18 protein-coding genes are annotated in these 21,454 nt (G+C 66.9%); 9 read left to right on the top strand and 9 right to left on the bottom strand.

Annotated elements, in window-relative coordinates:
• Positions 1-1,059 (top strand): glycine cleavage T C-terminal barrel domain-containing protein (locus Q0996_RS18705; protein WP_299623241.1); only part of this gene is annotated, 1,059 nt, incomplete at its 5' end.
• On the opposite strand, the gene Q0996_RS18700 is transcribed toward Q0996_RS18705, so the two are convergent.
• Complete coding sequence (locus tag Q0996_RS18700; RefSeq protein ID WP_299623239.1) at positions 1,056-1,349, bottom strand: DUF1330 domain-containing protein; 294 nt, start codon at positions 1,347-1,349, stop codon at positions 1,056-1,058. The two genes, Q0996_RS18705 and Q0996_RS18700, sit on opposite strands and share 4 nt — an antisense overlap.
• Positions 1,350-1,401: 52 nt before the next feature.
• The gene (locus tag Q0996_RS18695) at positions 1,402-2,169 is read right to left on the bottom strand and encodes a sulfite exporter TauE/SafE family protein (protein ID WP_299623237.1); all 768 of its coding nucleotides are present in this window, start codon (positions 2,167-2,169) and stop codon (positions 1,402-1,404) included.
• A gap of 111 nt (positions 2,170-2,280) precedes the next feature.
• Between Q0996_RS18695 and Q0996_RS18690 the strand changes: the two genes are divergently transcribed.
• Positions 2,281-3,039 carry a glucose 1-dehydrogenase gene (locus Q0996_RS18690; protein ID WP_299623234.1) on the top strand — a complete coding sequence of 253 codons (759 nt, stop codon included), beginning with the start codon at positions 2,281-2,283 and terminating at the stop codon, positions 3,037-3,039.
• Positions 3,040-3,258: 219 nt separating this feature from the next.
• Here Q0996_RS18690 and Q0996_RS18685 read toward each other — a convergent pair whose 3' ends face one another.
• The 3 genes from Q0996_RS18685 to Q0996_RS18675 all read right to left on the bottom strand — a co-directional run bounded on the left by Q0996_RS18685 (position 3,259) and on the right by Q0996_RS18675 (position 7,519).
• Positions 3,259-3,954: a Bax inhibitor-1/YccA family protein gene (locus Q0996_RS18685; protein ID WP_299623231.1), complete on the bottom strand. Its 696-nt coding sequence runs from the start codon at positions 3,952-3,954 to the stop codon at positions 3,259-3,261.
• A 243-nt stretch (positions 3,955-4,197) separates the two neighbouring features.
• Positions 4,198-6,789 carry an ABC transporter permease gene (locus Q0996_RS18680; protein WP_299623229.1) on the bottom strand — a complete coding sequence of 864 codons (2,592 nt, stop codon included), beginning with the start codon at positions 6,787-6,789 and terminating at the stop codon, positions 4,198-4,200.
• Positions 6,790-6,802: 13 nt separating this feature from the next.
• Complete coding sequence (locus Q0996_RS18675; protein ID WP_299623226.1) at positions 6,803-7,519, bottom strand: ABC transporter ATP-binding protein; 717 nt, start codon at positions 7,517-7,519, stop codon at positions 6,803-6,805.
• 319 nt (positions 7,520-7,838) lie between these two features.
• On the opposite strand from Q0996_RS18675, the gene Q0996_RS18670 reads away from it, so the two are divergent.
• The 5 genes from Q0996_RS18670 to Q0996_RS18650 all read left to right on the top strand — a co-directional run bounded on the left by Q0996_RS18670 (position 7,839) and on the right by Q0996_RS18650 (position 12,864).
• Positions 7,839-8,522 carry an arylesterase gene (locus Q0996_RS18670; RefSeq protein ID WP_299623224.1) on the top strand — a complete coding sequence of 228 codons (684 nt, stop codon included), beginning with the start codon at positions 7,839-7,841 and terminating at the stop codon, positions 8,520-8,522.
• Between the two features lie 45 nt (positions 8,523-8,567).
• Positions 8,568-9,740, top strand: coding sequence for an FIST C-terminal domain-containing protein (locus tag Q0996_RS18665; RefSeq protein WP_299623221.1), 1,173 nt, complete (start codon positions 8,568-8,570; stop codon positions 9,738-9,740).
• A gap of 66 nt (positions 9,741-9,806) precedes the next feature.
• Positions 9,807-10,850, top strand: coding sequence for an NADP(H)-dependent aldo-keto reductase (locus Q0996_RS18660; protein ID WP_299623218.1), 1,044 nt, complete (start codon positions 9,807-9,809; stop codon positions 10,848-10,850).
• A gap of 119 nt (positions 10,851-10,969) precedes the next feature.
• The gene (thpR, locus tag Q0996_RS18655) at positions 10,970-11,506 is read left to right on the top strand and encodes an RNA 2',3'-cyclic phosphodiesterase (RefSeq protein WP_299623215.1); all 537 of its coding nucleotides are present in this window, start codon (positions 10,970-10,972) and stop codon (positions 11,504-11,506) included.
• Positions 11,507-11,742: 236 nt separating this feature from the next.
• The gene (locus Q0996_RS18650; RefSeq protein WP_299623213.1) at positions 11,743-12,864 is read left to right on the top strand and encodes a response regulator; all 1,122 of its coding nucleotides are present in this window, start codon (positions 11,743-11,745) and stop codon (positions 12,862-12,864) included.
• Between the two features lie 14 nt (positions 12,865-12,878).
• On the opposite strand, the gene Q0996_RS18645 is transcribed toward Q0996_RS18650, so the two are convergent.
• Positions 12,879-13,766 carry a LysR family transcriptional regulator gene (locus Q0996_RS18645; RefSeq protein WP_299623210.1) on the bottom strand — a complete coding sequence of 296 codons (888 nt, stop codon included), beginning with the start codon at positions 13,764-13,766 and terminating at the stop codon, positions 12,879-12,881.
• A gap of 144 nt (positions 13,767-13,910) precedes the next feature.
• Here Q0996_RS18645 and Q0996_RS18640 point away from each other — a divergent pair, with 144 nt between their 5' ends.
• Entirely contained in the window at positions 13,911-14,099 is a 189-nt protein-coding gene (locus Q0996_RS18640; RefSeq protein ID WP_299623208.1) for a hypothetical protein, read from the top strand.
• A 3-nt stretch (positions 14,100-14,102) separates the two neighbouring features.
• Here the strand turns inward: Q0996_RS18640 and Q0996_RS18635 are convergent, their stop codons facing one another.
• A complete protein-coding gene (locus tag Q0996_RS18635; RefSeq protein ID WP_299623205.1) occupies positions 14,103-15,413 on the bottom strand; it encodes an MFS transporter in 1,311 nt (436 codons plus the stop codon).
• 136 nt (positions 15,414-15,549) lie between these two features.
• Here Q0996_RS18635 and Q0996_RS18630 point away from each other — a divergent pair, with 136 nt between their 5' ends.
• Complete coding sequence (locus Q0996_RS18630; RefSeq protein WP_299623202.1) at positions 15,550-15,864, top strand: YbjQ family protein; 315 nt, start codon at positions 15,550-15,552, stop codon at positions 15,862-15,864.
• Positions 15,865-15,985: 121 nt separating this feature from the next.
• On the opposite strand, the gene Q0996_RS18625 is transcribed toward Q0996_RS18630, so the two are convergent.
• Together Q0996_RS18625 and Q0996_RS18620 are read right to left on the bottom strand one after the other, a co-directional pair.
• Positions 15,986-20,839, bottom strand: coding sequence for an NAD-glutamate dehydrogenase (locus Q0996_RS18625; RefSeq protein ID WP_299623200.1), 4,854 nt, complete (start codon positions 20,837-20,839; stop codon positions 15,986-15,988).
• 212 nt (positions 20,840-21,051) lie between these two features.
• A partial coding sequence (locus Q0996_RS18620; RefSeq protein WP_322096751.1) for a hypothetical protein occupies positions 21,052-21,454 on the bottom strand: 403 nt, incomplete at its 5' end.

The following is a 21,454-nucleotide window of genomic DNA, read 5'->3' as shown; positions in this document are numbered from 1 at the left end:
TACGGCTGCAAGGCCTATTCGGTCTACAATCACATGTACATGCCGCTCTACTACCAGAGCCCGGAGGCCGATTACTGGCACCTGGTGAACGGGGTGACGCTCTGGGACGTGGCGGTGGAGCGCCAGGTCGAGATCGTCGGGCCGGACGCCGCCCGCTTCGTCCAGCTGCTCAGTCCGCGCGACCTTTCGAACTGTGCCGTCGGCCAATGCAAATACGTGATGATGACCGACGAGAAGGGCGGCATCCTGAACGACCCGGTGTTGCTGAAGCTGGCCGAGGATCGCTTCTGGCTGTCGCTGGCCGACAGCGACGTCCTGCTCTGGGCCAAGGGCGTCGCCTACGGCGGCGGCTACGACGTGGCGATCTTTGAGCCCGATGTCTCGCCGCTGCAGCTCCAGGGGCCGCTCGCCGCCAAGGTCGGCGAGGCGCTCTTCGGCTCGGCGCTCAACGACCTCAAATATTTCTGGTTCGGCGAGTTCAAACTGGAGGGGATGCCGCTGGTGGTCTCCCGCACTGGCTGGAGCGGCGAGCGCGGCTATGAGATCTACCTGCAGAACAGCGCCGACGGCGACCGGCTCTGGGAGATCATCATGGAGGCCGGCCAGCCCCACGGCATCGCCCCGGCGACCCCCTCTGCCATCCGCCGCATCGAAGGCGGCCTGCTCTCCTACGGTGCCGACATGACTCTGGAGAACAATCCCTACGAAATGAACCTCGGACGCCTGGTCGACCTGGAGCAGGAGGCCGACTTCATCGGCAAGGCGGCGCTGGCCGAGATCAAGCAGCAAGGCGTCGCCCAACGGCTGGTCGGTCTCAAGGTCGAGGGCGGCCCGGCCGTGGTGCCGGGTCTGGAGCGGGCGCCCATAACCCAAGAGGGTCAGCCGGCCGGGCGCATTACCTCGTCGGTCTATTCGCCCAACCTGGAACAGGTGCTGGCGCTGGCCCTGGTGCGCACGGAATCCAGCGCCGAGGGCACGCAGCTCGTCGTCGAGAGCGAGACCGGAGACCTTGGCGCGACGGTTGCCGCCCTGCCCTTCATCGGCCGAAAGGTGACCTAACCCGTGAAGCCGTCGACGATAGCGACGCTGCCTTCGGCGTTGGCCAGGCGCAGGGGCAGGATCTCCTGGTACTCCGGCGAGTTGTAGAAGCCTTCGGCGGCGGCCTTGTCGGGAAACTCCAGCACGATCAGCCGCGGGACGATCCAGTCGCCCTCCAGCGCCTCCGCCGCGCCGCCGCGGATCAGATAGCGCCCGCCGTGGGCGGCGATGACGGCCGGGACCGCCGTCCGGTACGCTTCGAAGGCGTCCGGATTGGTGACGTTCAGGTGGGCGATCAGATAGGCGGCCATGAACCAAGTCTCCCTCTTGCACAGACTCTATTCTCAGGTTGCGAATTAGACCTCAGATGCCGGGCTGGAGGAAGGCCGCCCAGGCGAGATAGGCGCCGAGGGCGGCGAGCGCCAGGAAGAACAGCCTGCGAAAGCGCTCCTCCGGCAGGGTCTTGCGGAAGCGCTGGCCGAGGGCCATGCCGGCCAGGGCCGGAATCAGCGCGAAGCCCGACAGCAACCCGGCCTCCGCCGGCAACAGGGTGTGGCCGGCCAGAGCCACCGCCATGGCCAGGGTGGAGACCAGGAAGGTGAGGCCCATGGCCTGGATCAACTGGTCGCGCGGCAGGCCCAGCGCCTGAAGGTAGAGCACCGAGGGAAAGATGAAGGAGCCGGTGAGCCCCGTGATCAACCCGTTGACGGCTCCGACGAGGGGCGACAGCCAGCGCTCCCACCGGCCCGGGGCGGGCACCTGGGCGCGGGCGACGCTGACCAGCGCATAGACGCAGAGGATGGTGCCGAAGAGGCCGGACAGCAGCTTGGCATCGAGGCCGGCCAGAAGGCCGGCGCCGAACCAGATGCCCAGACAGGCGACGGCCAGCAGGGGCCAGAGCCGCTTCAGGAGCGCGGCCAGCGCGCCGCCGCTCACCGCCTGCCAGATGTTGGTCGCCAGGGAGGGGACCAGGACCAGCGGGATCGCCGCCTTCAGGTCGAGCTGCGTGGCCAGCAGCGCCAGGGCGACCGTCGGCAGGCCGAGGCCCACCAGCCCCTTCACCAGGCCGGCGAGCAGAAAGCTCGCTACGACAACGGCGATCAGATCCAGCCCCCACATGCCCGCGATCATAGGCCTTCCCCGATGCCCGGCCCAGCCCTCCCACAGGGAGTTTGGTTTGCGGCAGGAACCGGGCAGGCGCATAGTCCAACCACTTGGAGGCAATCAGGCAGGGAGGATGCGATGCGGCTGCATGGAAAGGTCGCCGTGATTACCGGCGCCGGCTCGGGCTTCGGCGAGGGCATCGCCAAGCTCTTCGCCTCCGAAGGCGGACGTGTGGTGGTCGTCGACATCAACAGCGAGGCGGCGGAGACGGTGGCGGCTGAGATCGACGGGGCCGGCGGCGCGGCGACGGCTCTGCGGGCCGATGTCTCCAAGGCCGGCGACGTCGATGCGATGATGCACGCGGCGCAGGAGACCTTCGGGCGGCTCGACCTGCTGGTGAACAACGCCGGCATCGCGCACCGCAACAAGCCGATGAGCGAGGTCAGCGAAGAGGAGTTCGACCGGATCTTCGCGGTCAACGTGAAGGCCATCTACCTGGCGGCGCTGGCCGCCATCCCCCTGATGCGCGACCAGGGCGGCGGCTGTATCATCAACACCAGCTCCACCGCGGCGATCCGCCCGCGCCCGGGACTGACGGTCTACAACGCCTCCAAAGGAGCGGTGAATATCCTCACCAAGTCCATGGCCGTGGAGCTGGCGCCGGACAAGATCCGGGTCAACGCAGTCTGCCCGGTGATCGGCGAGACGGCGCTGATGGAGACTTTCATGGGCCTGCCCGACACGCCGGAAAACCGCAAGAAATTCGAGGCGACGATCCCGCTGGGGCGCTTCTCCAGACCGCACGATATCGCCGAGGCGACGCTGTTCCTCGCCTCCGACGCCGCCGAGTTCCTCACCGGCGTCACCCTGGAGGTCGACGGCGGCCGCTGTATCTAGGAGACAGTACTCCTGGACGCCATGCTTCGAGATGGCCGCTTCACGGCCTCCTCAGCATGAGGTCAAACAGTCCCACACACTGAACCTCACCCTGAGGAGCGGTTTGCAGAACCGCGTCTCAAAGGGTGAGACCCCGCCTCGCTGGCAGCTACCAAGAAAAAGGGCCCGGGAGCGAACTCCCGGGCCCAGCGTCGTTGTGGTTGGAGCTTTTCGGCGAGCCTATTCGCGTGCAACTCCGAAGATCGACAGCAGCCAGATGAACATGGTCACGAAGCTGCCGTAGAGCATGAAGGCGCCGAAGATCGACTTGCGCGTCGCCACTTCGTTCCCATCGCCTTCGTAGTACATGTTCTTGATCATCTGCGTTTCGTAGGCGGTCAGCCCGGCGAAGACCAGCACTACCACGATGGAGAGCCCGAGGTGGAACAGCTCCGACTGCAGGATGAAGATGTTCACCAGCAGCGCCACCAAGATGCCGATGGTCGCCATCATGAAGAAGGCGCCCAGCGGGGCGAGGTTGCGCTTGGTGGTGTAGCCGTAAAGGCTGGTTCCGGCGAAGGCGGCGGCGGTGATGAAGAACACCCGCACCATGCTGTCGCCGGTGTAAACCAGGAACATGGGCGACATCAGTGCGCCCCAGAGCGCGGCATAGACCCAGAAGGATCCATGCGCAACCGCCATGGAGCCGGTCATGATGATGCGCGGCGCGACGAAGCCCATCAGCAGGATGCCGCCGAACAGCACCCAGCGGAAGGGGCTGAGCGCGATGGCCTGCAGCAGCGCCGGCTGCGTGGCGACAAAGAGGGCGACGATGCCCGTGAAGGCCACCCCCAGCGCCATGTAGTTGTAGACGCCGAGCATGTACTTGCGCAGACCCTCATCGATCTGCGCGGCATCCGCCTGCGTCTGCGTCATGTATCTGCGGTCGGGACCGAGAGCCATTAGGACACCCTTTCGTTAACCCTGACGGTTCCGGGGTCGCCGAAACCGCATTTGCCCAAAGATTTCGGGAGTAATATTGGGTGAAGCGCGGCCTGAATCAACCGATTTTCGCACGGCGTGTGCGTAAATTTTTCTTCATATTCAAGCCACTAAATCAGGGCTTTTGCTTGTCCGACAAAGAGTTAGACCAGCTCTCTCAGGGGTGAATCCTGCCGGCTATTCGTTGCGCAGCAGGGGGGCGGCTTTCTGGCCGAGGGCCCGCCAGGTCCCGGCAAAACCGAATGCCAGCGTGATCCCCGTGGCGATGAGGGCGGTGCTCAAGACCGCCTGGGGCAGGAAGACGAAGGGCGCGTTCATGATCTCGGTCATCACCAGATAGGCCGCGATGCTGCCGATGACCGAGGCGATGGCCGCCGTCACCAAGCCCAGCAGGCCGTATTCCAGCAGGAAGGCCAGGGCCACCACCCGGCGGGTCGCCCCCAGCACCTTCAGCACCACGGCATCGTAGACCCGGCGGTGGTGGCCGGCGGCCACCGCCCCGGCCAGCACCAGGATGCCGGCGGCCAGGGCGACGCCGGCGATGGCGCGCACGGCCGTCGCGATGTGGCCCATGAGCTCGCCGACCTGTTCCAGGGCCTCCTTCACCCGGATCGAGGAGACGTTGATGAAGCGGTCGGTCACCGCGATTTCGAGGGTGTCTTCGGCCTCGGGCTCGGCCTTCACGGTGGCGATGTGGGTCTGCGGCGCCTGCTCCAGCAGCCCGGGAGAGAAGACCATGACGAAGTTGATGGTGAGGTTCGACCAGTCCACCACCCGCAGGTTGGCGATGGTCACCTCGACGTCGCGGCCCAGGATGTTGATGGAGAGTTTGTCGCCGGGGCCGATGCCGAGGGCCTGGCCCACCTCGTTATCGAGGGAGACCAGTGGCGGGCCGGCGTAGTCGGGCGGCCACCACTCGCCTGATGTCAACTCGTCGCCGGGGCGCGGTTCGCGCATCCAGGTGAGCCCGCGGTCGCCGCGGAAAATCCAGGCGACGTCCGGCGGGATTTCCATCTGGCCCGGCGGCACGCCGTTCACGGCGGAGATGCGTCCGCGCAGCATGGGCACGCGCTGCACCTCGTTGATGCCGGGCAGGCCGGAGACCAGCTTGTCGAAGTCCGCCACCTGATCGGGCTGGATATCGATGAAGTAGAAGCCGGGCGCCTCCTCCGGCAGGCTCTGCTCGACCTGGCGGGCGAGATTGCCTTCGATGAGGGCGATGGCCACCAGCACCGTGAGGCCGAGGCCCAGGGACATGACGACGGAGCCCGTGGGCGCGCCGGGGCGATGCAGGTTGGTCAGCGCCAGGCGCAGACCCGGGCGCCGCGGCCGGGGCAGCCGCCGCGAGACAGCGATGATGCCGAGGGCCGCCAGGCGGAACAGCGCCAGGGCGCCGATGGCGCCGGCGACGAAGTAGAGCGCCAGCATGCGGTCGCTGGCGGTCAGCACCGCAAGCCCCGCCAAGAGGCCGCCGAAACCCAGCAGCGCCGGCAGGGTGCCCCGGCTCAGCAGCGCCCGGGCCGGCGCCACCAAATCGCGGAACAGGCTGGCCGCCGCCACGGCGCGGGCGCGGGCCAGCGGCCAGAGCGAAAAGGTGACGGCGGTCAGGAGGCCGAAGGCGGCGGCACTGGCCAGCGGAACCGGATAGATCCCCAGCTCGGCGCTCCAGCCCAGCGTATCGCCGATCACCGAATGAGCCGCCAGCGGGCTGAGGGCGCCGATCAGGAGGCCGAGGGCGATGCCCACCACCGCCAGCACCAGAATCTGGGCCATGTAGACCTGGAAGATCAGGCGGCCGGGCGCGCCGAGACACTTGAAGGTGGCGATGGTGGCGGTCTTGCCGTCCAGGTAGCTGCGCACGGCATTGCCGACGCCGACGCCGCCGACCAGCAGGGCGGTGAGGCCGACGAGGGTCAGGAACAGGGTCAGGCGATCGATGAAGCGGCCAATGCCGGGGGCGGCTTGGGTGGTATCGCGGATGCGCCAGCCGGCCTGGGGGAAGGCTTCCTGCAGGTCGCTGCGCAGCGCGGTGGCGCTGAGCCCGTCGCCGAGGCGCAGGCGGTAGTGGTTGCGGATCAAGCTGCCGGGCTGCACGAGACCGGTTTCGGCCAGGCTCTGGCGGTCCACCATGAAGGTGGGCCCCAGGGTGAAGGCGCGGGAGGTGCGGTCCGGCTCGCGCTCCAGCACGGCGCTGACCCGGTATTGAGCATCGCCGACCTGGACCAGCTCGCCGCGCTCCACGCCGAGGCGGCGCAGCAGATTGCCGTCCACGACGGCGCCCCAGTAGCCGTCTTTTCGCGCCAGGGCGTCGGCGAGGTCGCCGGCGGGCGCCAGCTCCACCGCGCCGTAGAGCGGGTAGAGGTCGTCGACGGCCTTCAGTTCCACCAGCACCCGGCGGGCATCGGCGGCCATCCCGCGGGCCATGGCCCGCATCTCCGAAACGCTGGAGACCTCGGCCCGCTCGGCCAGCCAGGTCTGCTGCTCGGCGCTGGCCTCCACGTGGGTGAGGCGCAGATCCATGTCGCCGCCGAGCAGGATGCGCCCGTCGCGCTTCAGACCCTCCAGCATGGCCTCGGAAACCGAGCCGACACCGGCGATGGCGGCCACCCCCAGGGTCAGGCAGGCCAGGAAGATGCGGAACCCCCTCAGGCCGCCGCGCAATTCCCGACGCGCCAGGCGCAGGGCCAGGGGCAGGCCCGGTCTGACTTCGCCGCTGCGATCCAGGCCGATGGCGGTTCGTCCCGCCGCGCTCTGATCCGAGGCAGTCATGCGGCGCGCGCCGTCACGGGGCGGCTGCCTGAGCGGCTGCGCCATTGCCGGAAAGACCGTGATCGATGATCAGCCCGTCCAGCAGCTTCACCGTGCGCGCGCAGCGGGCCGCCAGCTCGGGGTCGTGGGTGATCAGCACCAGGGTGGTGCCGTGTTCGGCCTGCAGCCCGAACAGCAGGTCGATGATCTGATGCCCGGTTTCGCCGTCCAGGTTGCCGGTGGGCTCGTCGGCCAGCAGCAGATCGGGGCCGGCGGCAAAGGCGCGGGCCAGGGCCGTGCGCTGCTGCTCGCCGCCGGAAAGCTGGCCCGGGTAGTGGGTCAGGCGGTGGCCGAGGCCGACCGACTCCAGGCAGGCCGCGGCACGCTCGAAGGCATCGTCGCGCCCGGCGAACTCCAGGGGAATGGCGACATTCTCCAGGGCCGTCATGGTGGGCACGAGGTGGAAGTCCTGGAACACGATGCCGACGGAATCCCGGCGAAAGCGGGCCAGGGAGTCTTCGTCGAGGCCGTTGAAGCGGGTACCGCCGACGGTCACCGCGCCCTCGGTGGCCCGTTCCAGGCCGGCGATCACCATCATCATGGAGGACTTGCCGGAGCCCGAAGGGCCGACGACGCTCACCGTCTCGCCGCGGCCGACCACCAGGTCCAGCCCGCGCAGAATGTGCACCGGACCGGCGCTGGAGGGCAGGGTGAGTTCCACCCCGTCCAAGGCGATCATGGCATCCCCCATAGCATCTCCTGCATCGGCCGGGACCCGCGCGAGCAAGGATTGCCGGGCTCGGTCATGGTCGCTCGATTGTACGGCCTCCGTGCCATATGGATCGCTTGGCCGCCATTTCAACGCGCGAGGATCGTGCCGCCCGCTCACCGCAAGACCCCGGCGCGGGCCCTTAAGAGAGCTTGATCGTCCGCCGTCCGCCGCCTACTTCTTTGGGAAAGCCGGCCGCTTCCGGGCCCGGAGCGCCAGTCTCCGCAATGCCGGGATGCTTTCAGATCGGCGACAGACATACAAGGCAGACAAACAAGCCAGACAAACAAAGCAAGCTTTCATGCCGATTTTCCTGCGCCCTTCGCCGCAGACCGCCGGGCGACTCTTCGCCCTCTGGGCGGCAGCCCTCGTGTTTTTGGCCGCCCCCGCCGCCAAGGCGGAGACGGTGCGCCTCATGGCCTTCGGCGACAGCCTGACCCATGGTTACGGCCTGGCGGCGGGCGATACCTTCCCCGAGCAGCTTGAAGCGGCGCTGAAGGCCGAGGGGCTGGACGTTCTTGTGATCAACGCCGGCAACTCCGGCGATACCACGGCGGCGGGCCGGGCCCGCCTGGACTGGGCCCTGGCCGACCGGCCGACCGCGGTGATCCTGGAACTGGGCGCGAACGACGGGCTGCGCGGCCTCGATCCCGCCGCCACCTACGACAACCTCGACGCCATCATGGACAAGCTGAGCGCGGCGGGCCTGCCGGTCCTCATCGCCGGCATGCTGGCGCCGCCCAACCTAGGCCGCGAATACGGCGAGGCCTTCAACAGCGTCTTTCCGCGCCTGGCGGAGAAGTACCGGGCGCCGCTCTATCCGTTCTTCCTGGACGGGGTGGCCCTGGTGCCGGAGCTCAACCAGCCCGACGGCATCCATCCCAACGCCCAGGGCGTGGCCGAGATCGTCAGGCGCATCAAGCCGCACGTGGTCGAGTTGGTGAAGGCTGCGGCCTTGGCCCAGCAATCGCTGCGCTCAAATTGACCCTGGCCGAGACGAAAGCGGCAACCCCATGACTGGCGCGACCCCATGACCGGCGCGACCCTTGCCAGCGGGGCCCAGGGGGCCGGACGCTACAAGTCCGCCTTTGCCGCGGGCAGCGAAAGCAGCGCCGATGCCTGGGGGACGGTCACCGCCGGCTGCCTCTCGGCGCTGGGCGAGCTGCCGCCGCGTGCCAACCTGGGGTTCGTCTATGCCACCGCGGCCCTGGCGGACGACCTCGGCAGCATCGTCACCTTCCTGCGCGAGCGCACCGGCATCGCCGACTGGATCGGCACCGTGGGCCTGGGCGTGATGGCGCCGGGCGAAGAGTTTTACGAGGGCCCGGCCCTCTCGGTCCTGGTGGCGGCGCTGCCGGAGGGCAGCTTCCGATCCTTCGCGCCGGTGGCCTCAGACCTGGCCGCGTTCGGCCGCGACCATGGCGGCTGGGTGGCCGACCACAAGCCGATCCTCGGCGTCGTTCACGGCGATCCGCGCAACCCGGCCATAGCCGAGATTATCGAGGCGGTGTCCGAGGCGACCTCGGCTTTCCTGGTCGGCGGCCTCACGGCCTCGGAAACGCCGGCCTTTCCCCAGGTCTGCGGCAGCCTCGGTGAGGGCGGCCTGTCCGGTGTCCTCTTCTCCTCCGAGCAGCTTGCCGTGGCCGGACTCTCCCAGGGCTGCACCCCCATCGGCGAAGCGCACGAGATCACCGATGTTATGGGGCAAGGAATCGTCAAGAGCCTCGATGGGCGGCCGGCGCTGGCGGTGCTGCGGGAGGAGGTGGGCGAGCTTCTGGCCCGCGACCTGCGGCGGATCGGCGGCTACATCTACGTCGCCCTGCCGATCCCCGGCAGCGACACCGGCGACTATCTGGTGCGCAATCTGGTGGGCATGGATCTCGAGCGCGACTGGCTACAGGTCGGCGCCGAGCTTGCGCCGGGCGATCGTGTCGTGTTCTGCCGGCGCGACCACGCCTCGGCGCGGGAGGACCTGAAACGCATGCTGGAGGACCTGCGCGAGCGGGCCGGCGGCGTGCCGCGCGCGGCGCTCTATTTCTCCTGCGTGGCCCGCGGGCGCCATCTCTTCGGGCCGAAGTCCGAGGAACTGCAGTTGATCCGCGAGACGTTTGGCGATATTCCGCTCACCGGCTTCTTCGCCAACGGCGAAATCTCCAACAACCGACTCTACGGCTACACGGGCGTGCTCACGCTCCTGCTCTAGGGCCCGTCCGCGGCCCGCAATCTCGATTGAAGAACTCTCCGCCAAGGGTTCCTAAAGGGGGACAGAATGGAATACCGCAAGCTCGGTCGCAGCGACATCAAGGTCAGCGCCATCTGCCTGGGCACCATGACCTGGGGCGTTCAGAACAGCGAGGCCGAGGGCTTCGAGCAGATGGACTATGCCCTGGAACAGGGCATCAACTTCTTCGACACCGCCGAGATGTATCCCATCGCCCCCAGCGCCGAGACCTACGGCCGCACCGAGGAGATCATCGGCAATTGGTTCCAGGCCCGCGGCAGCCGTGACAAGGTGGTCCTGGCAACCAAGATCATCGGGCCCAACAAGCAGCGCTTTCCCTACATCCGTGGCGGCGACACGCGCTTCGACAAGGCGCACATCGCCGCCGCCGTCGACACCAGCCTGAAGCGCCTGAAGACCGACTACATCGACCTCTATCAGCTGCACTGGCCCGACCGCGCGACCAACGGTTTCAGCGCCCTGGCCTACAGCCACGAGGCGGACGCCAAGGAAACCCCGGTCGAAGAAACGCTGGAGGCCCTGGACGACGTGGTCAAGGCGGGCAAGGTGCGCCATGTCGGGCTCTCCAACGAGAATCCCTGGGGCGTGATGCGCTTCGTCACCGGCGCGGAAGCGGGCCGGGGGCCGCGGGTCGCCACGGTGCAGAACCCCTACAGCCTGCTGAACCGCAGCTTCGAGACCCGGCTGGCGGAGGTGGCGATCCGCGAGGACTGCGGGCTCATGGCCTATGCGCCGCTTGCCGCCGGAACCCTGAGCGGCAAATACCTCAACGGCCAGTGGCCGGAGGGCGCGCGGCGCACTCTCTGGCCGGACAACATGCGCTACCAGGGTCCGCAGGCCGAGGCCGCCACCACGGCCTATGTGAAACTGGCACAGGACCATGGGCTGGACCCGGCCCATCTGGCCCACGCCTTCGTGCTGAGCCGGCCCTTCGTCACCGCCTCCATTATTGGGGCGACGTCCATACAACAGTTGAAACTGGACATCGCCGCCAAGGATGTGGTTCTCAGTGACGAACTGCTCGCCGCCATCGAGGCCATCCACCAGGTCTACACCTACCCCTGCCCTTAAGCCCCCTGCCCCTGCGCCTTTCCGCTGCAGGCGTTTGGGACCAGGCCATCAGGATTTCCCGGGCTTCGGGCGAAAACGCCGCTTCGGCCCGCACCGGTATTTGAAGGTCGACCACGGCCATGCGTTTGTTTGTTGCTCTTTCCCTGCCTCAGGACTTGCGCAACCGCCTCGGCGGGCTGGCCTCCGGCCTGCCGGGCGCGCGCTGGGTGGATCCGGACAACCTGCATCTGACCCTGCGCTTCATCGGCGAGGTGGACGGCCGCGAGGCCGAGGACGTGGATGCGGCCCTCTCCGGCGTTCAGGGTAAGCGCTTCTCCCTCACCCTTTCCGGCGTCGGCCAGTTCGGCGATGAGCGTCGCCCGCGCGCTCTCTGGGTCGGGGTCGAGCCCAACGAAGCGCTGGAGCGCCTGCAGGCCAAGATCGAAACCGCCCTGCAGCGCGCCGGCCTGGCGCCGGAAAAGCGCAAGTTCAAGCCGCACGTGACCCTGGCCCGGCTGAAGACCCATCCCGGCGAGCGCCTGCACGACTACATCGTCCAGCGCTCCCTGTTCCGCGCCGAGCCCTTCGAGGTGGACGCATTCACGCTCTATTCCAGCTATCTGGCCAACAGCGGCGCCATCTATTCGCCCGAGGCGGTCTATCCGCTGGGAGGTTAGGGAAACCGGGCGCTTCCGGTGTTGTCCGCAGCGGCGCGCCGGTCTGTCCGGCTCCGTCAGAACCCAAGAGACCGATTATGGGCCAGGGCCGGCCCATCAGGCCAACTTGGGCCACCGGCGATTGTAGCCAATTTTTCATTAATTGGTCCTAGGGTTGAACCGGTCGCGCCGACCGGGCCCACCATCCGCACGGATGGGACGCCGGAAACCAGAGACGAGAACGAAATCCGGCCATCATGCTGAAGCTGAATTGGGACAAGGTCACCGTCATGGTGATTGACGACAATTCCTTCATGCGCAAGCTGATCGTGACCACCCTGCACGCCCTGGGCATCACCCACATCGTTGCCATGTCCAGCGCCAAGCAAGCCATCGAGGCCCTAAAACAGAGCCGCCGGAACCCGGTTCGGGCCGGCATGGGGACCATCGACATCATCCTCTGCGACTTCGTGATGCCGGAGCTGGACGGCTCGCTGTTCCTGCGTTGGGTGCGCACCAGCAAGCAAGCGCCGGACCGCTTCGTCCCCTTCGTCATGGTCTCCGGCGCCGCCGACCAGGTGGTGGTGGAGACGGCGCGGGATGCCGGTGTGACCGAATTCCTGGCCAAGCCTTTTTCCGCCAATTCCATGGCCGACCGCATTCTCGAGGTGATCCGCAATCCGCGGCAGTTCGTTCTGGCGCCGGGCTACTTCGGCCCGGACCGCCGGCGCCAGGACCGCCCGACCAACTGGCCGACCAGTAGGGGCCAGGAGGCGATGCCGGAAGAAGACCGCCGGATCACCAAGGCCTCGGAGATCCAGGTCATTCACACCCGTTCCAACATCCGCAGCCTGCGCGACGACGTGCGCGCCATCTACTTCAGGCCCATCAACAAGCTGCGCGAGAAGCTCGGCCCCAACGCGGTGCGCGGCCAGCTCGACTTCGATCCGCTGGTCATCCAGGCCGCCGAACAGCGCATCCAGGAACTGGTGGGCGACTACTCCACCTGGGTGCGCAACTATCTGGAATCCATGACGAAGTCGTACAAAGCGCTCTGCGCGGGCGGCGAAAGCAACAACAATCAGCATGTGCTCAACATCAACCAGCTCGCCCACGAACTGCGCGGCCAGGGCGGCGTTTTCGACTATCCGCTGATCACCGCCTTCGGCAAGACGCTCTATGAGGCGACCCTCGATCCCAACGCCGACATCACCGAGAACCGCCTGAAGCTCATCGAGGCCCACATCGATGCCATAAAGCTGGTGTTCACCAAGCAGATCCGCGGCAACGGCGGCGACGTCGGCATGGCGCTGCTGAAGGACATCGACCGCGCCGTGAAGAAATACAGCGACCGCAACGAACCCGAAGCGGTCAGCTAAAAGACCGAGATTCCTCAGTCGGCGAACTGTTCCACCAGGAAATCCAGGAAACAGCGCACCTTGGCCGAGAGATGGCGGCCGGGCGGGTAGACCGCGTGGATGGCGCTGTCCGGCCAGTGATGGCAGGGCAGCACCGGCGCCAGACGCCCGGCCTTCAGGTCCGGGCCGATGATCCACAGCGGCAGCAGCACGATGCCGATCCCCGAGAGAGCGGCGGCGCGCAGCATCATCGGATTGTTGGTCTCCAGGCTGCCGCCCACCGTGATCACGGTCTCGGCCCCCGCCTCGTTCACCAGATGCCAGTCGTGGCGCCGCGCCCGGTAGGTGTAGACGAGGCAGTTGTGATCCGTCAGCTCACCGGGATGGCCCGGGCTGCCATGCCGGGCGAGATAGTCCGGTGCCGCCGCCAGGACCCGGCGGTTGGCGGCCAGCCGCCGGCCGATGAGGCTGGAGTCCTGCAGCTCGCCGACCCGCAGGGCGATGTCGAAGCCCTCCTCGATCATGTTGACGAAGCGGTCGTTGAGGTCGACGTCGAGCACCAGCTCCGGGTACTTGGTCAGGAAGTCGGGGATAGCCGGGAGCAGATGGAGCACCCCGAAGGCCGTCGGCATGGTGACCCTGAGGCGCCCGCGCGGCGCCGCCCGCAGGCTGGAGACCGCCGCCGCCGCATCCTCCAGGTCGGCCAGGATGCGGCTGGCACGCTCGTAGAAGGCAGCCCCCTCCTCGGTCAGGCTGAGGCGGCGGGTGGTGCGGTTGAACAGCCGCACCTCCAGCCGGTCCTCCAGCCGGCCGATCTGCTTGCTGACCGCTGACGGCGTCAGGTCGAGAACCCGCGCGGCAGCGGAAAAGCTGCCCTCGCGCACCGTCCGGACGAAAATCGGCAATCCCTCGAGGTTGTCCATGGGTGACCTATTTGTGATCAAGAGGCACAAATACTATGCCAAACAGAGGAATTATCAAACAATTGGAAAAATCATACTGTTGATCCACGGCATGAACCCTCGGCCCCTTGGCCGGATGCCAAAGCCACAGCGAGGAGAGACAGCATGACCTCAGGGACGACCGACCCGGCGATCACGACCCCCTCCCGCGCGGAGTTGGAGCGCGCCATCGCCCGTGGCCGCCGCCTGCACGGCGAAGCGGTGCGGGCCGCCTTTCGCGGCTTCTTCACCCGGACCTTTGCAGTCCGGTCCTGGCGCCACGCCGACCTCACCGCCAAAGACCAGCTCTGCTGAGGGTCAGTCCGGCGGCGCGGCCGCGGCGTCGCGTTCTTGCGGATCGCGGATCGGCCAGAGCAGCCAGAAGCCGACCACAAAGAAAATCAGGATGGTGGCCATACCGGCGCGCTGGCTGTCCGCCCAGACGGTGACCCAGCCGACCAGCGCCGGCCCGACGAAGGCCGTGGCTTTGCCCGAGAGGGCGTAGAGGCCGAAGAACTCGGCGCGCAGGTGGGCCGGCGATATGCGGGCCATGAAGGACCGGCTGGCGGTCTGGGCCGGGCCGATGAAGACGCCGATGGCGCAGCCCAGAACATAGAACCAGAGCTGGCTGTCGATCAGCAGGATGGCGCCGCCCAGCCCGGTCAGCGCCGCCACCGATACCAGGATCGTCGCCTTGGCCCCGACCAGATCGTCGAACCAGGCGAAAGCGACCGCCCCCAGGCCCGCGGTGACGTTCAAGAGGATGCCGAAGATGAGAATGTCCTGGAAGCTCATGCCGAAGGTGCCCGCCGCGTAGATGCCGCCGAAGGCGAAGAGGGTGTTCAGCCCGTCGGTATAGAACATGCGCGCGATCAGGAAGCGGCCGGTCTGGCCGTGATGGGGCAGGGACTTCAAGGTGTCCCAGAGGCTCGCCAGCCCCGCGCGCACCGCCGTCACCGGCTGAAAGGGACGCCGCTCCTCGCGGGTGAAGAGGAACAGGGGGATCGCAAAGACGGCAAACCACAGGCCGACGAAGGGGCCGGTCGCCCGCACCTCCTCCGCCGCATCCTTGTCGAGGCCGAAGAGCGGCACCTCCGGCATGACGAAAAACACCAGACAGCATCCCAGGCAGGCGAGCCCGCCGGCATAGCCGAGGCCGCCCGCCCAACCCGATAGGCGGCCCAGATGGCTGGTCGGCGCCATCTCCGGCAGCATGGCGTTGTAGAACACATGGCCGAACTCGAAGGCGGCGTTGCCGATGGCCACCAGCAGCAAGGCGGGCAGAATGAAGCGGGGGTCCGGCTCGATCCACCAGAGCCCCAGCGCCGCCGCCACGGCGATGATGGTAAAGCCGGCGATCCAGGGCTTGCGCCCGCCGCCCTGGTCGGCGATGGCCCCCAGGATCGGCGCCAGCAGGGCGAGCACCAGTCCCGAGATGGAGAGGGCCGCGCCCCATTGACCGGTGCCGATCTCCGGCGACTCGGCGACGCCACGGGTAAAGTAGGCGGCGAAGACGAAGGTGACGATGACGGTGGGGTAGGAGGAGTTGGCCCAGTCGTAGACACACCAGGCGATTGCGGCACGTCGGCGGCCATACCAGGAAGACGCGGCGGGGGCTTCGGACGTCATTGGGTCTTCGGCCATCCTGCCTGCCGCCCCGCTGTTCTCGGTTGTTAGCGACCTCCGGGACTAGCAGCTTTCGGCAAAGCGCTCAAGGCGTGTAGGCTGGGCCCACCGCGAATCGAACAACGGGAGCGCCGCGCGCATGCTGATCGTCACCACCGATGCCATCGAAGGGCGCAGGGTCGTCGAATACCTGGGGATCGTCTCCGGCGATGCCATCGTCGGCGCCAACATCTTCCGCGACGTCTTCGCCCGGGTGCGCGATGTCGTCGGCGGGCGCGCCGGCGGCTATGAGGCCGCGCTCAGAGGCGCCAAGGAGGGGGCCGTGGAAGATATGGTCCAGGAAGCCGAGGCGCGCGGCGCCGATGCGGTGATCGGCGTCGACCTGGACTACGAGGTCGTCGGCGATTCCATGCTCATGGTTTCCGCCAACGGCACGGCAGTGAAGCTGGGTTAGCGCGTTTCATGTTTTGACGGCGCCGGCCCGCACCCCCTCCCGACCACCCATAGGATACTGGCGCTGGGTGGTCGGGAGGGGGAGCGGGCCGGAACCGATTCGACGTAAGTCGGAAACCGCCTCAGCCCGAGACCATGGACTTGAGCTGGCGGTTGGCGACCGCCAGCATGGCCAGATCGGGGGTGCCCGAGGCCTTGAGTTCCTCCAGCAACTGCTCGGTGCGGCTGATCAGCGGCGCCCGCTTGGCCGACCAGCCGTTGATCACCTGGTCGGTCGCCGCCGCCTTGCCGTTGCCGTTCAAGACCCGGCTGGTGAGCTCGCTCTGGTGGCCGTAGAAGTCGTCGATGATGGCGGTGACCGCCAGCTTGTCCCAGGCGGTGTCCGTGGGCAGGCTGCCGGCCGAGCGGCGCAGCCAGTCGAAGCCGAAGCGGTCGCCGATGGTGAAATAGGTCTCGGCCACCTTCTCCACCGGCAGCTTCAGGGCGGCGGCGATGCGCACGATGTCGCAGACCGGCGCCAGGAAGGAGAGGCTGGCGATGCGCTGGGCCAGGGCCTTGGGCGCGCCCTGATCCTGGAGTTGGCGGCTGCGCTGTGAGAGGTAGCCGTTGTCGGTGGTCGAAAGCAGGGACTCGATCCGCTCCACCAGGGTGGCCACCCCGCTGCCGTAGTTCTCGACCTCGGTGGCGATATCCAGGCCGGCGCCCACCTCGCGCAGGAACCACACGGTCTCCCGTTCGATCAGGCGGCCGCATTCCACCAGCATCTTCGACTGCAGCAGGGCCGGCGCCTTGTTGTCCAGCGCCTCGATCTGGTTCCAGAGGTCGCGCATGCCGAAAATCTCGCGGGCCACGATGTAGGCGCGCACAATGTCCTGCGATGCCATGCCGGTCTTCTCGCGCACCTCGTGGACGAAGTTGATGCCGACGCGGTTGACCATGTCGTTGCTGACCACCGTAACGACGATTTCCCGCTTCAGCCGGTGCTGTGCGATCTGCTCGGCGAAGGGGCCGCGCAGCGGCTTGGGGAAATAGGTTGTCAGATCGTCGGCGAAGTAGGGATCGTCCGGCAGGTCGGAGTCCAGGAGCTCGTCATAGAGCACCAGCTTGGAGTAAGACAGCAGCACCGCCACCTCCGGCCGGGCAAGCCCCTCGCCGCGCTTCATACGCTCCAGCACCACTTCGTCGTCGGGCAGGAACTCGATGGCGCGGTCCAACAGCCCGTCCTTCTCCAGCGCGCGCATGAAGCGGGCGAAGCGGTCGAGCAGATGGCCGCCCAGTTCGTGGGTGACGGTGATCGACTGGCTCTGCAGGTAGTTGTCGCGCAGGCATTGTTCGGCGACCTCGTCGGTCATCTTCTCCAACAGGCGGTCGCGCTGTTTGCGGGTCATGGAGCCGGCGGCCTCGGCGGCGCCCAAGAGGATCTTGATGTTGACCTCGTGGTCGGAGCAGTCGACGCCGGCGGAGTTGTCGATGAAGTCGGTGTTGCTGCGCCCGCCGGCGATGCCGTACTCGATGCGGCCCAACTGGGTCACGCCGAGGTTTGCCCCCTCGCCGATCACCTTGGCGCCGGCCTGATTGCCGTTGATGCGGATTGCATCGTTGGCCCGGTCGCCGACGTCGAGGTGGCTTTCGCTGGCCGCCTTCAGATAGGTGCCGATACCGCCGAACCAGAGCAGCTCCACATCCGCCAGCAGCATGGCGCGGATCAACTCGTTGGGCGTCAGACTGTCCTTGGCGATGCCGAAGAGCTTCTTCATCGGCGCGCTGATGGAAATCGACTTGGCGCTGCGTTCGAAGATGCCGCCGCCCTTGGAGATGAGTTCCTGGTTGTAGTCGGTCCAGGAGGAGCGCGGCAGATCGAAGAGGCGCTTGCGCTCCTGCCAGCCGCGCGCCGAATCCGGATCGGGGTCGACGAAGATGTGCATGTGGTTGAAGGCGCCCACCAGGCGGATGTGCTTGGACAGCAGCATGCCGTTGCCGAAGACGTCGCCGGACATGTCGCCGCAGCCGATGCAGGTGAAGTCCTCGTTCTGGATGTCCTTGCCCAACTCGCGGAAGTGGCGCTTCACCGACTCCCAGGCGCCGCGCGCGGTGATGCCCATCTTCTTGTGGTCGTAGCCCGCCGAGCCGCCCGAGGCGAAGGCGTCGTCCAGCCAGAAGCCGTAGTCCGCGGAGACGCCGTTGGCGATGTCCGAGAAGGTGGCCGTACCCTTGTCGGCGGCCACCACCAGATAGGGATCGTCGTCGTCGTAGCGCGCCACCGCCTTCGGCGGCACGATGCGGCCCTGCTTCAGGTTGTCGGTCACGTCCAGCAGGCCGCGGATAAAGGTCTTGTAACACTCGATGCCGGCCTGCAGGAAAGCGTCGCGCCCGGCCTCCGGCGGCGGGGGCTGCTTCATGACGAAACCGCCCTTGGAGCCCACCGGCACGATGACGGTGTTCTTGACCTGCTGGGCCTTGACCAGACCCAGCACCTCGGTGCGGAAGTCCTCCTGCCGGTCGGACCAGCGCAGGCCGCCGCGGGCGACCATGCCGAAGCGCAGGTGCACGCCTTCCACCGCCGGGCTGTAGACGAAGATCTCCCTGAGCGGCTGCGGCTGTGGCAGTTCCTCGATGGCGCGCGAGTCGAACTTGAAGGAGCAGTAGACCTTCTCCGCGCCCTCCGTCGTCGGCTGGAAGAAGTTGGTGCGCAGGGTCGAGAGAATGAGGTTGAGGTAGCGGCGGATGATCCGGTCTTCGTCGAGATTGGAGACCTGATCCAGCAGCGCATGGATCTTCTGCTCGATCTTCTTGCACTGCCGCGTCGCGGTCTTGGCCCGCGCCGGGTCGAAGCGGTGCAGGAAGAGGTCGACCAGCAGGCGCGTCAGCTTCGGATTGCGCACCAGCGTTGCTTCCATATAGGCCTGACTGAAAGGGATGCGCGCCTGGCGCAGGTACTTGCAGTAGGCGCGCAGCGCAATCACCTCCCGCGCCGTCAGCCCGGCGTGGAGCACCAGCTTGTTGAAGCCGTCGTTCTCCATCTCGCCGTGCCAGACCCGGGCGAAGGCATCGTGAAAGGCATCGCGCACGGCCTCCAGGTCGATCGCCGCGGCGCCTTCGGCGATCATGTCGAAGTCGTGCATCCAGATCGGCTTCTTGCGGTCCGGCAACTCGATGTCGTAGGGCACTTCGCCGATCACCTTCAGGCCCATGTTTTCCAGCATCGGCAGCACGTCGGACAGCGGCACCGGATTGTCGAGGATGTAGATCTTGAAGTGCAGCAGCTCCGGCGGCCCGCCCTCCGGGCGGTAGAGGTTCATGGAGAGATCGTCGGCATCGATGGCTTCTTCGATGCGTTCGATGTCGAAGACAGCCGTCGGCGAATCGAAGTGACGCTGATAGCTCGGCGGAAAGGCGCGGTCGAAGCGACGCAGCCGGCGAATGCCGCGCTGCTCGCCGTGCTCGGCCACCAGCGCCTCTTCCATCAGATCGCTCCAGGAGCGCGAGGCCTGAACCAGGTCTTCTTCGAGCTTGGGCAGATCGACCGGCGGGATCTTGCCGGGGGTGGTCTTGATGATGAGGTGCACACGCGCCAGGACCTCGTCGCCCAGATGGGCCGAGAACGAAACGCAGTTGCCGTCATAGGCCTCGGAAAGCAGGTCCTGCAGCTTGCGGCGCAGGCTGGTGTCGTAGCGGTCGCGCGGCGTGTAGACCATGCAGGACACGAAGCGCTCGAAGGGATCGCGCCGCACGAAGAGCGCCGTCCTCTGACGCTCCTGAAGATGGAGGACACCGGTGGCGATGCGGCTGAGTTCCTCGGTGGAGATCTGAAAGAGCTCGTCGCGCGGATAGGTCTCCAGGATGTGCATCAGCGCCTTGCCGTCGTGGCTGCGCGGGGCGAAGCCGGAGTCCTTCATGGCGCCGTCGATCTTGTGGCGCAGCAGCGGGATGGCGCTGGGCGAGCGGGAATAGGCGACCGAGGTGAACAGCCCGACGAAAAGCCGCTCGCCGACGACATGCCCCTTCTTGTCGAAGGTCTTGACAGCCACCGTATCGAGATGCACGGCGCGGTGCACGGTGCTGTAGCGGTTGGCCTTGGTGATGCGCAGCAGTTGCGGCTTGCGGACAAAGTCCCGCACGTCGGCGGGCAGCTTGCCCAGGTTGCGCAGACCCTCGAAGACCCGGACGTCGGGGTCGCGCAGAATGCCCATGCCGCTTTCCGGGTCGATCTCGGTCACCGTGTTGCCGCCGCGGCCGTGAAAGCCGAACTCGCGATAGCCGAGGAAGGTGAAGTGGTCGTCGTTCATCCACTTGAGGAACTCGAGCCCCTCCGAGATCTCGCCCACCGGCAGCATCGGCGGCGAGGTCTCCAGCTCGCCGATCACCTCCATGCACCGTTCGCGCATGAGCTGCCAGTCCTCGACGGCGGCGCGCACGTCGGCCAGCACCTGCTCGATGCCGGCGGCGATCTCCGCGAGATGCTCTTCCGACTGTTCGCTGATCTGCACCTGCATCACGGATTCGCTGCTCGGCAGCACGGCGCCGGGGGTCTGCACCTTCTTCGCCTCGGCCAGTTGCAGCAGCTTGCCCTTTTCGTTGCGCCGCAGGGCCATGATGGGGTGGATCACCAGATGCACCTCGGCATCGCGCCGATTGATTTCGGCAGTCACCGAATCGACGAGAAAGGGCATATCGTCATTGATGATCTCGATGACGCTGTGCGCCGACTCCCAGCCGTCCTTCTTGGGGTCGGGGTTGTAGACCCTGACCGAGGCCTCGCCGGGCACCCGCTGCTGCATCCGCTTCCACAGCGCCAGCGCACCGCCGGCCAGGTTGGCGGCGGTCTCACCGCGCAGGTCGCTGGGCGGCACATGGGCGAAGAGCTGGCGCACGAAGACCTCGGCGTTCTTGGACTTCGCCGCGCCCAGACGCTTGCGAACCGCCTGCGAGACCTGGCTGATGAGTCGTGAACGCGCCTGTGCGCTGTTGTCTGCCATGGCAATTTCCCCCTGCCGCAGAACTCTCTGAAGAGAGATTTTCGTCCAGCTATGAAGCCTTTTGACCCGTCGCCGGCAGACCCGCCGGTACGGCCGGCGGTGGCTGCTCAAGCAACAGGAAGGCTAAACCATTCTAGTAGTAAAGGTGAATGAAGGATTTATTTGCTCACGAAGATTGTTGGCCCGCGACAGTTAAACTGATCGGCGCCGGGTCAGCGATGGGCGAAGAGGTAGCGGCCGGTGTCGGGATTGCCGCGGCGCCACATCACGTTGTCGAGAAAGTAGTGGTGCACGTTGATGAAGACGAAGCAGAGGAACATGAACAGTGTCGAACCGAAGACCGCTTCGTCGACCGGGATGGCGGCGCCCAGCAGCTTGGGAATGCCCCAGAAGCCGAGGTTGCCCAGCACAAAGCCGCCCAGGAGAAACGCCGTGAAGCGGGTTCCGGCATGACCGGCGGTCCGCGCCAGGATCCCGCCGGCGGCCCGGCGCTGTGCCGCCCGGTCGCGGTCGGCGTTGAGCTGGTAGCGCCAGACCACCAGCAGATACTGCAGGGAATGGCAGGCCGGCACCACCAGAACGAAGAGCACGTCGAAGTTCAGCAGTAGCCAGGCA

Source organism: Pelagibius sp., assembly GCF_028289705.1.
Lineage (GTDB): Bacteria > Pseudomonadota > Alphaproteobacteria > Kiloniellales > Kiloniellaceae > Pelagibius.
The sequence above is the reverse complement of the archived record's forward strand: the minus strand, read 5'-3'. Positions and strand labels throughout refer to the sequence as shown.

What these genes read in the sequence shown, in the direction of transcription:
- Q0996_RS18640 (WP_299623208.1), top strand. Translation starts at nt 13,911, where the DNA reads ATGACCTCAGGGACGACCGACCCGGCGATCACGACCCCCTCCCGCGCG.
- Q0996_RS18690 (WP_299623234.1), top strand. Translation starts at nt 2,281, where the DNA reads ATGCGGCTGCATGGAAAGGTCGCCGTGATTACCGGCGCCGGCTCGGGC.
- Q0996_RS18675 (WP_299623226.1), bottom strand. Translation starts at nt 7,519, where the DNA reads ATGGGGGATGCCATGATCGCCTTGGACGGGGTGGAACTCACCCTGCCC.
- Q0996_RS18665 (WP_299623221.1), top strand. Translation starts at nt 8,568, where the DNA reads ATGACCGGCGCGACCCTTGCCAGCGGGGCCCAGGGGGCCGGACGCTAC.
- Q0996_RS18680 (WP_299623229.1), bottom strand. Translation starts at nt 6,789, where the DNA reads ATGACTGCCTCGGATCAGAGCGCGGCGGGACGAACCGCCATCGGCCTG.
- Q0996_RS18685 (WP_299623231.1), bottom strand. Translation starts at nt 3,954, where the DNA reads ATGACGCAGACGCAGGCGGATGCCGCGCAGATCGATGAGGGTCTGCGC.
- thpR (WP_299623215.1), top strand. Translation starts at nt 10,970, where the DNA reads ATGCGTTTGTTTGTTGCTCTTTCCCTGCCTCAGGACTTGCGCAACCGC.
- Q0996_RS18625 (WP_299623200.1), bottom strand. Translation starts at nt 20,839, where the DNA reads ATGGCAGACAACAGCGCACAGGCGCGTTCACGACTCATCAGCCAGGTC.
- Q0996_RS18700 (WP_299623239.1), bottom strand. Translation starts at nt 1,349, where the DNA reads ATGGCCGCCTATCTGATCGCCCACCTGAACGTCACCAATCCGGACGCC.
- Q0996_RS18670 (WP_299623224.1), top strand. Translation starts at nt 7,839, where the DNA reads ATGCCGATTTTCCTGCGCCCTTCGCCGCAGACCGCCGGGCGACTCTTC.
- Q0996_RS18645 (WP_299623210.1), bottom strand. Translation starts at nt 13,766, where the DNA reads ATGGACAACCTCGAGGGATTGCCGATTTTCGTCCGGACGGTGCGCGAG.
- Q0996_RS18630 (WP_299623202.1), top strand. Translation starts at nt 15,550, where the DNA reads ATGCTGATCGTCACCACCGATGCCATCGAAGGGCGCAGGGTCGTCGAA.
- Q0996_RS18660 (WP_299623218.1), top strand. Translation starts at nt 9,807, where the DNA reads ATGGAATACCGCAAGCTCGGTCGCAGCGACATCAAGGTCAGCGCCATC.
- Q0996_RS18695 (WP_299623237.1), bottom strand. Translation starts at nt 2,169, where the DNA reads ATGATCGCGGGCATGTGGGGGCTGGATCTGATCGCCGTTGTCGTAGCG.
- Q0996_RS18650 (WP_299623213.1), top strand. Translation starts at nt 11,743, where the DNA reads ATGCTGAAGCTGAATTGGGACAAGGTCACCGTCATGGTGATTGACGAC.
- Q0996_RS18635 (WP_299623205.1), bottom strand. Translation starts at nt 15,413, where the DNA reads ATGACGTCCGAAGCCCCCGCCGCGTCTTCCTGGTATGGCCGCCGACGT.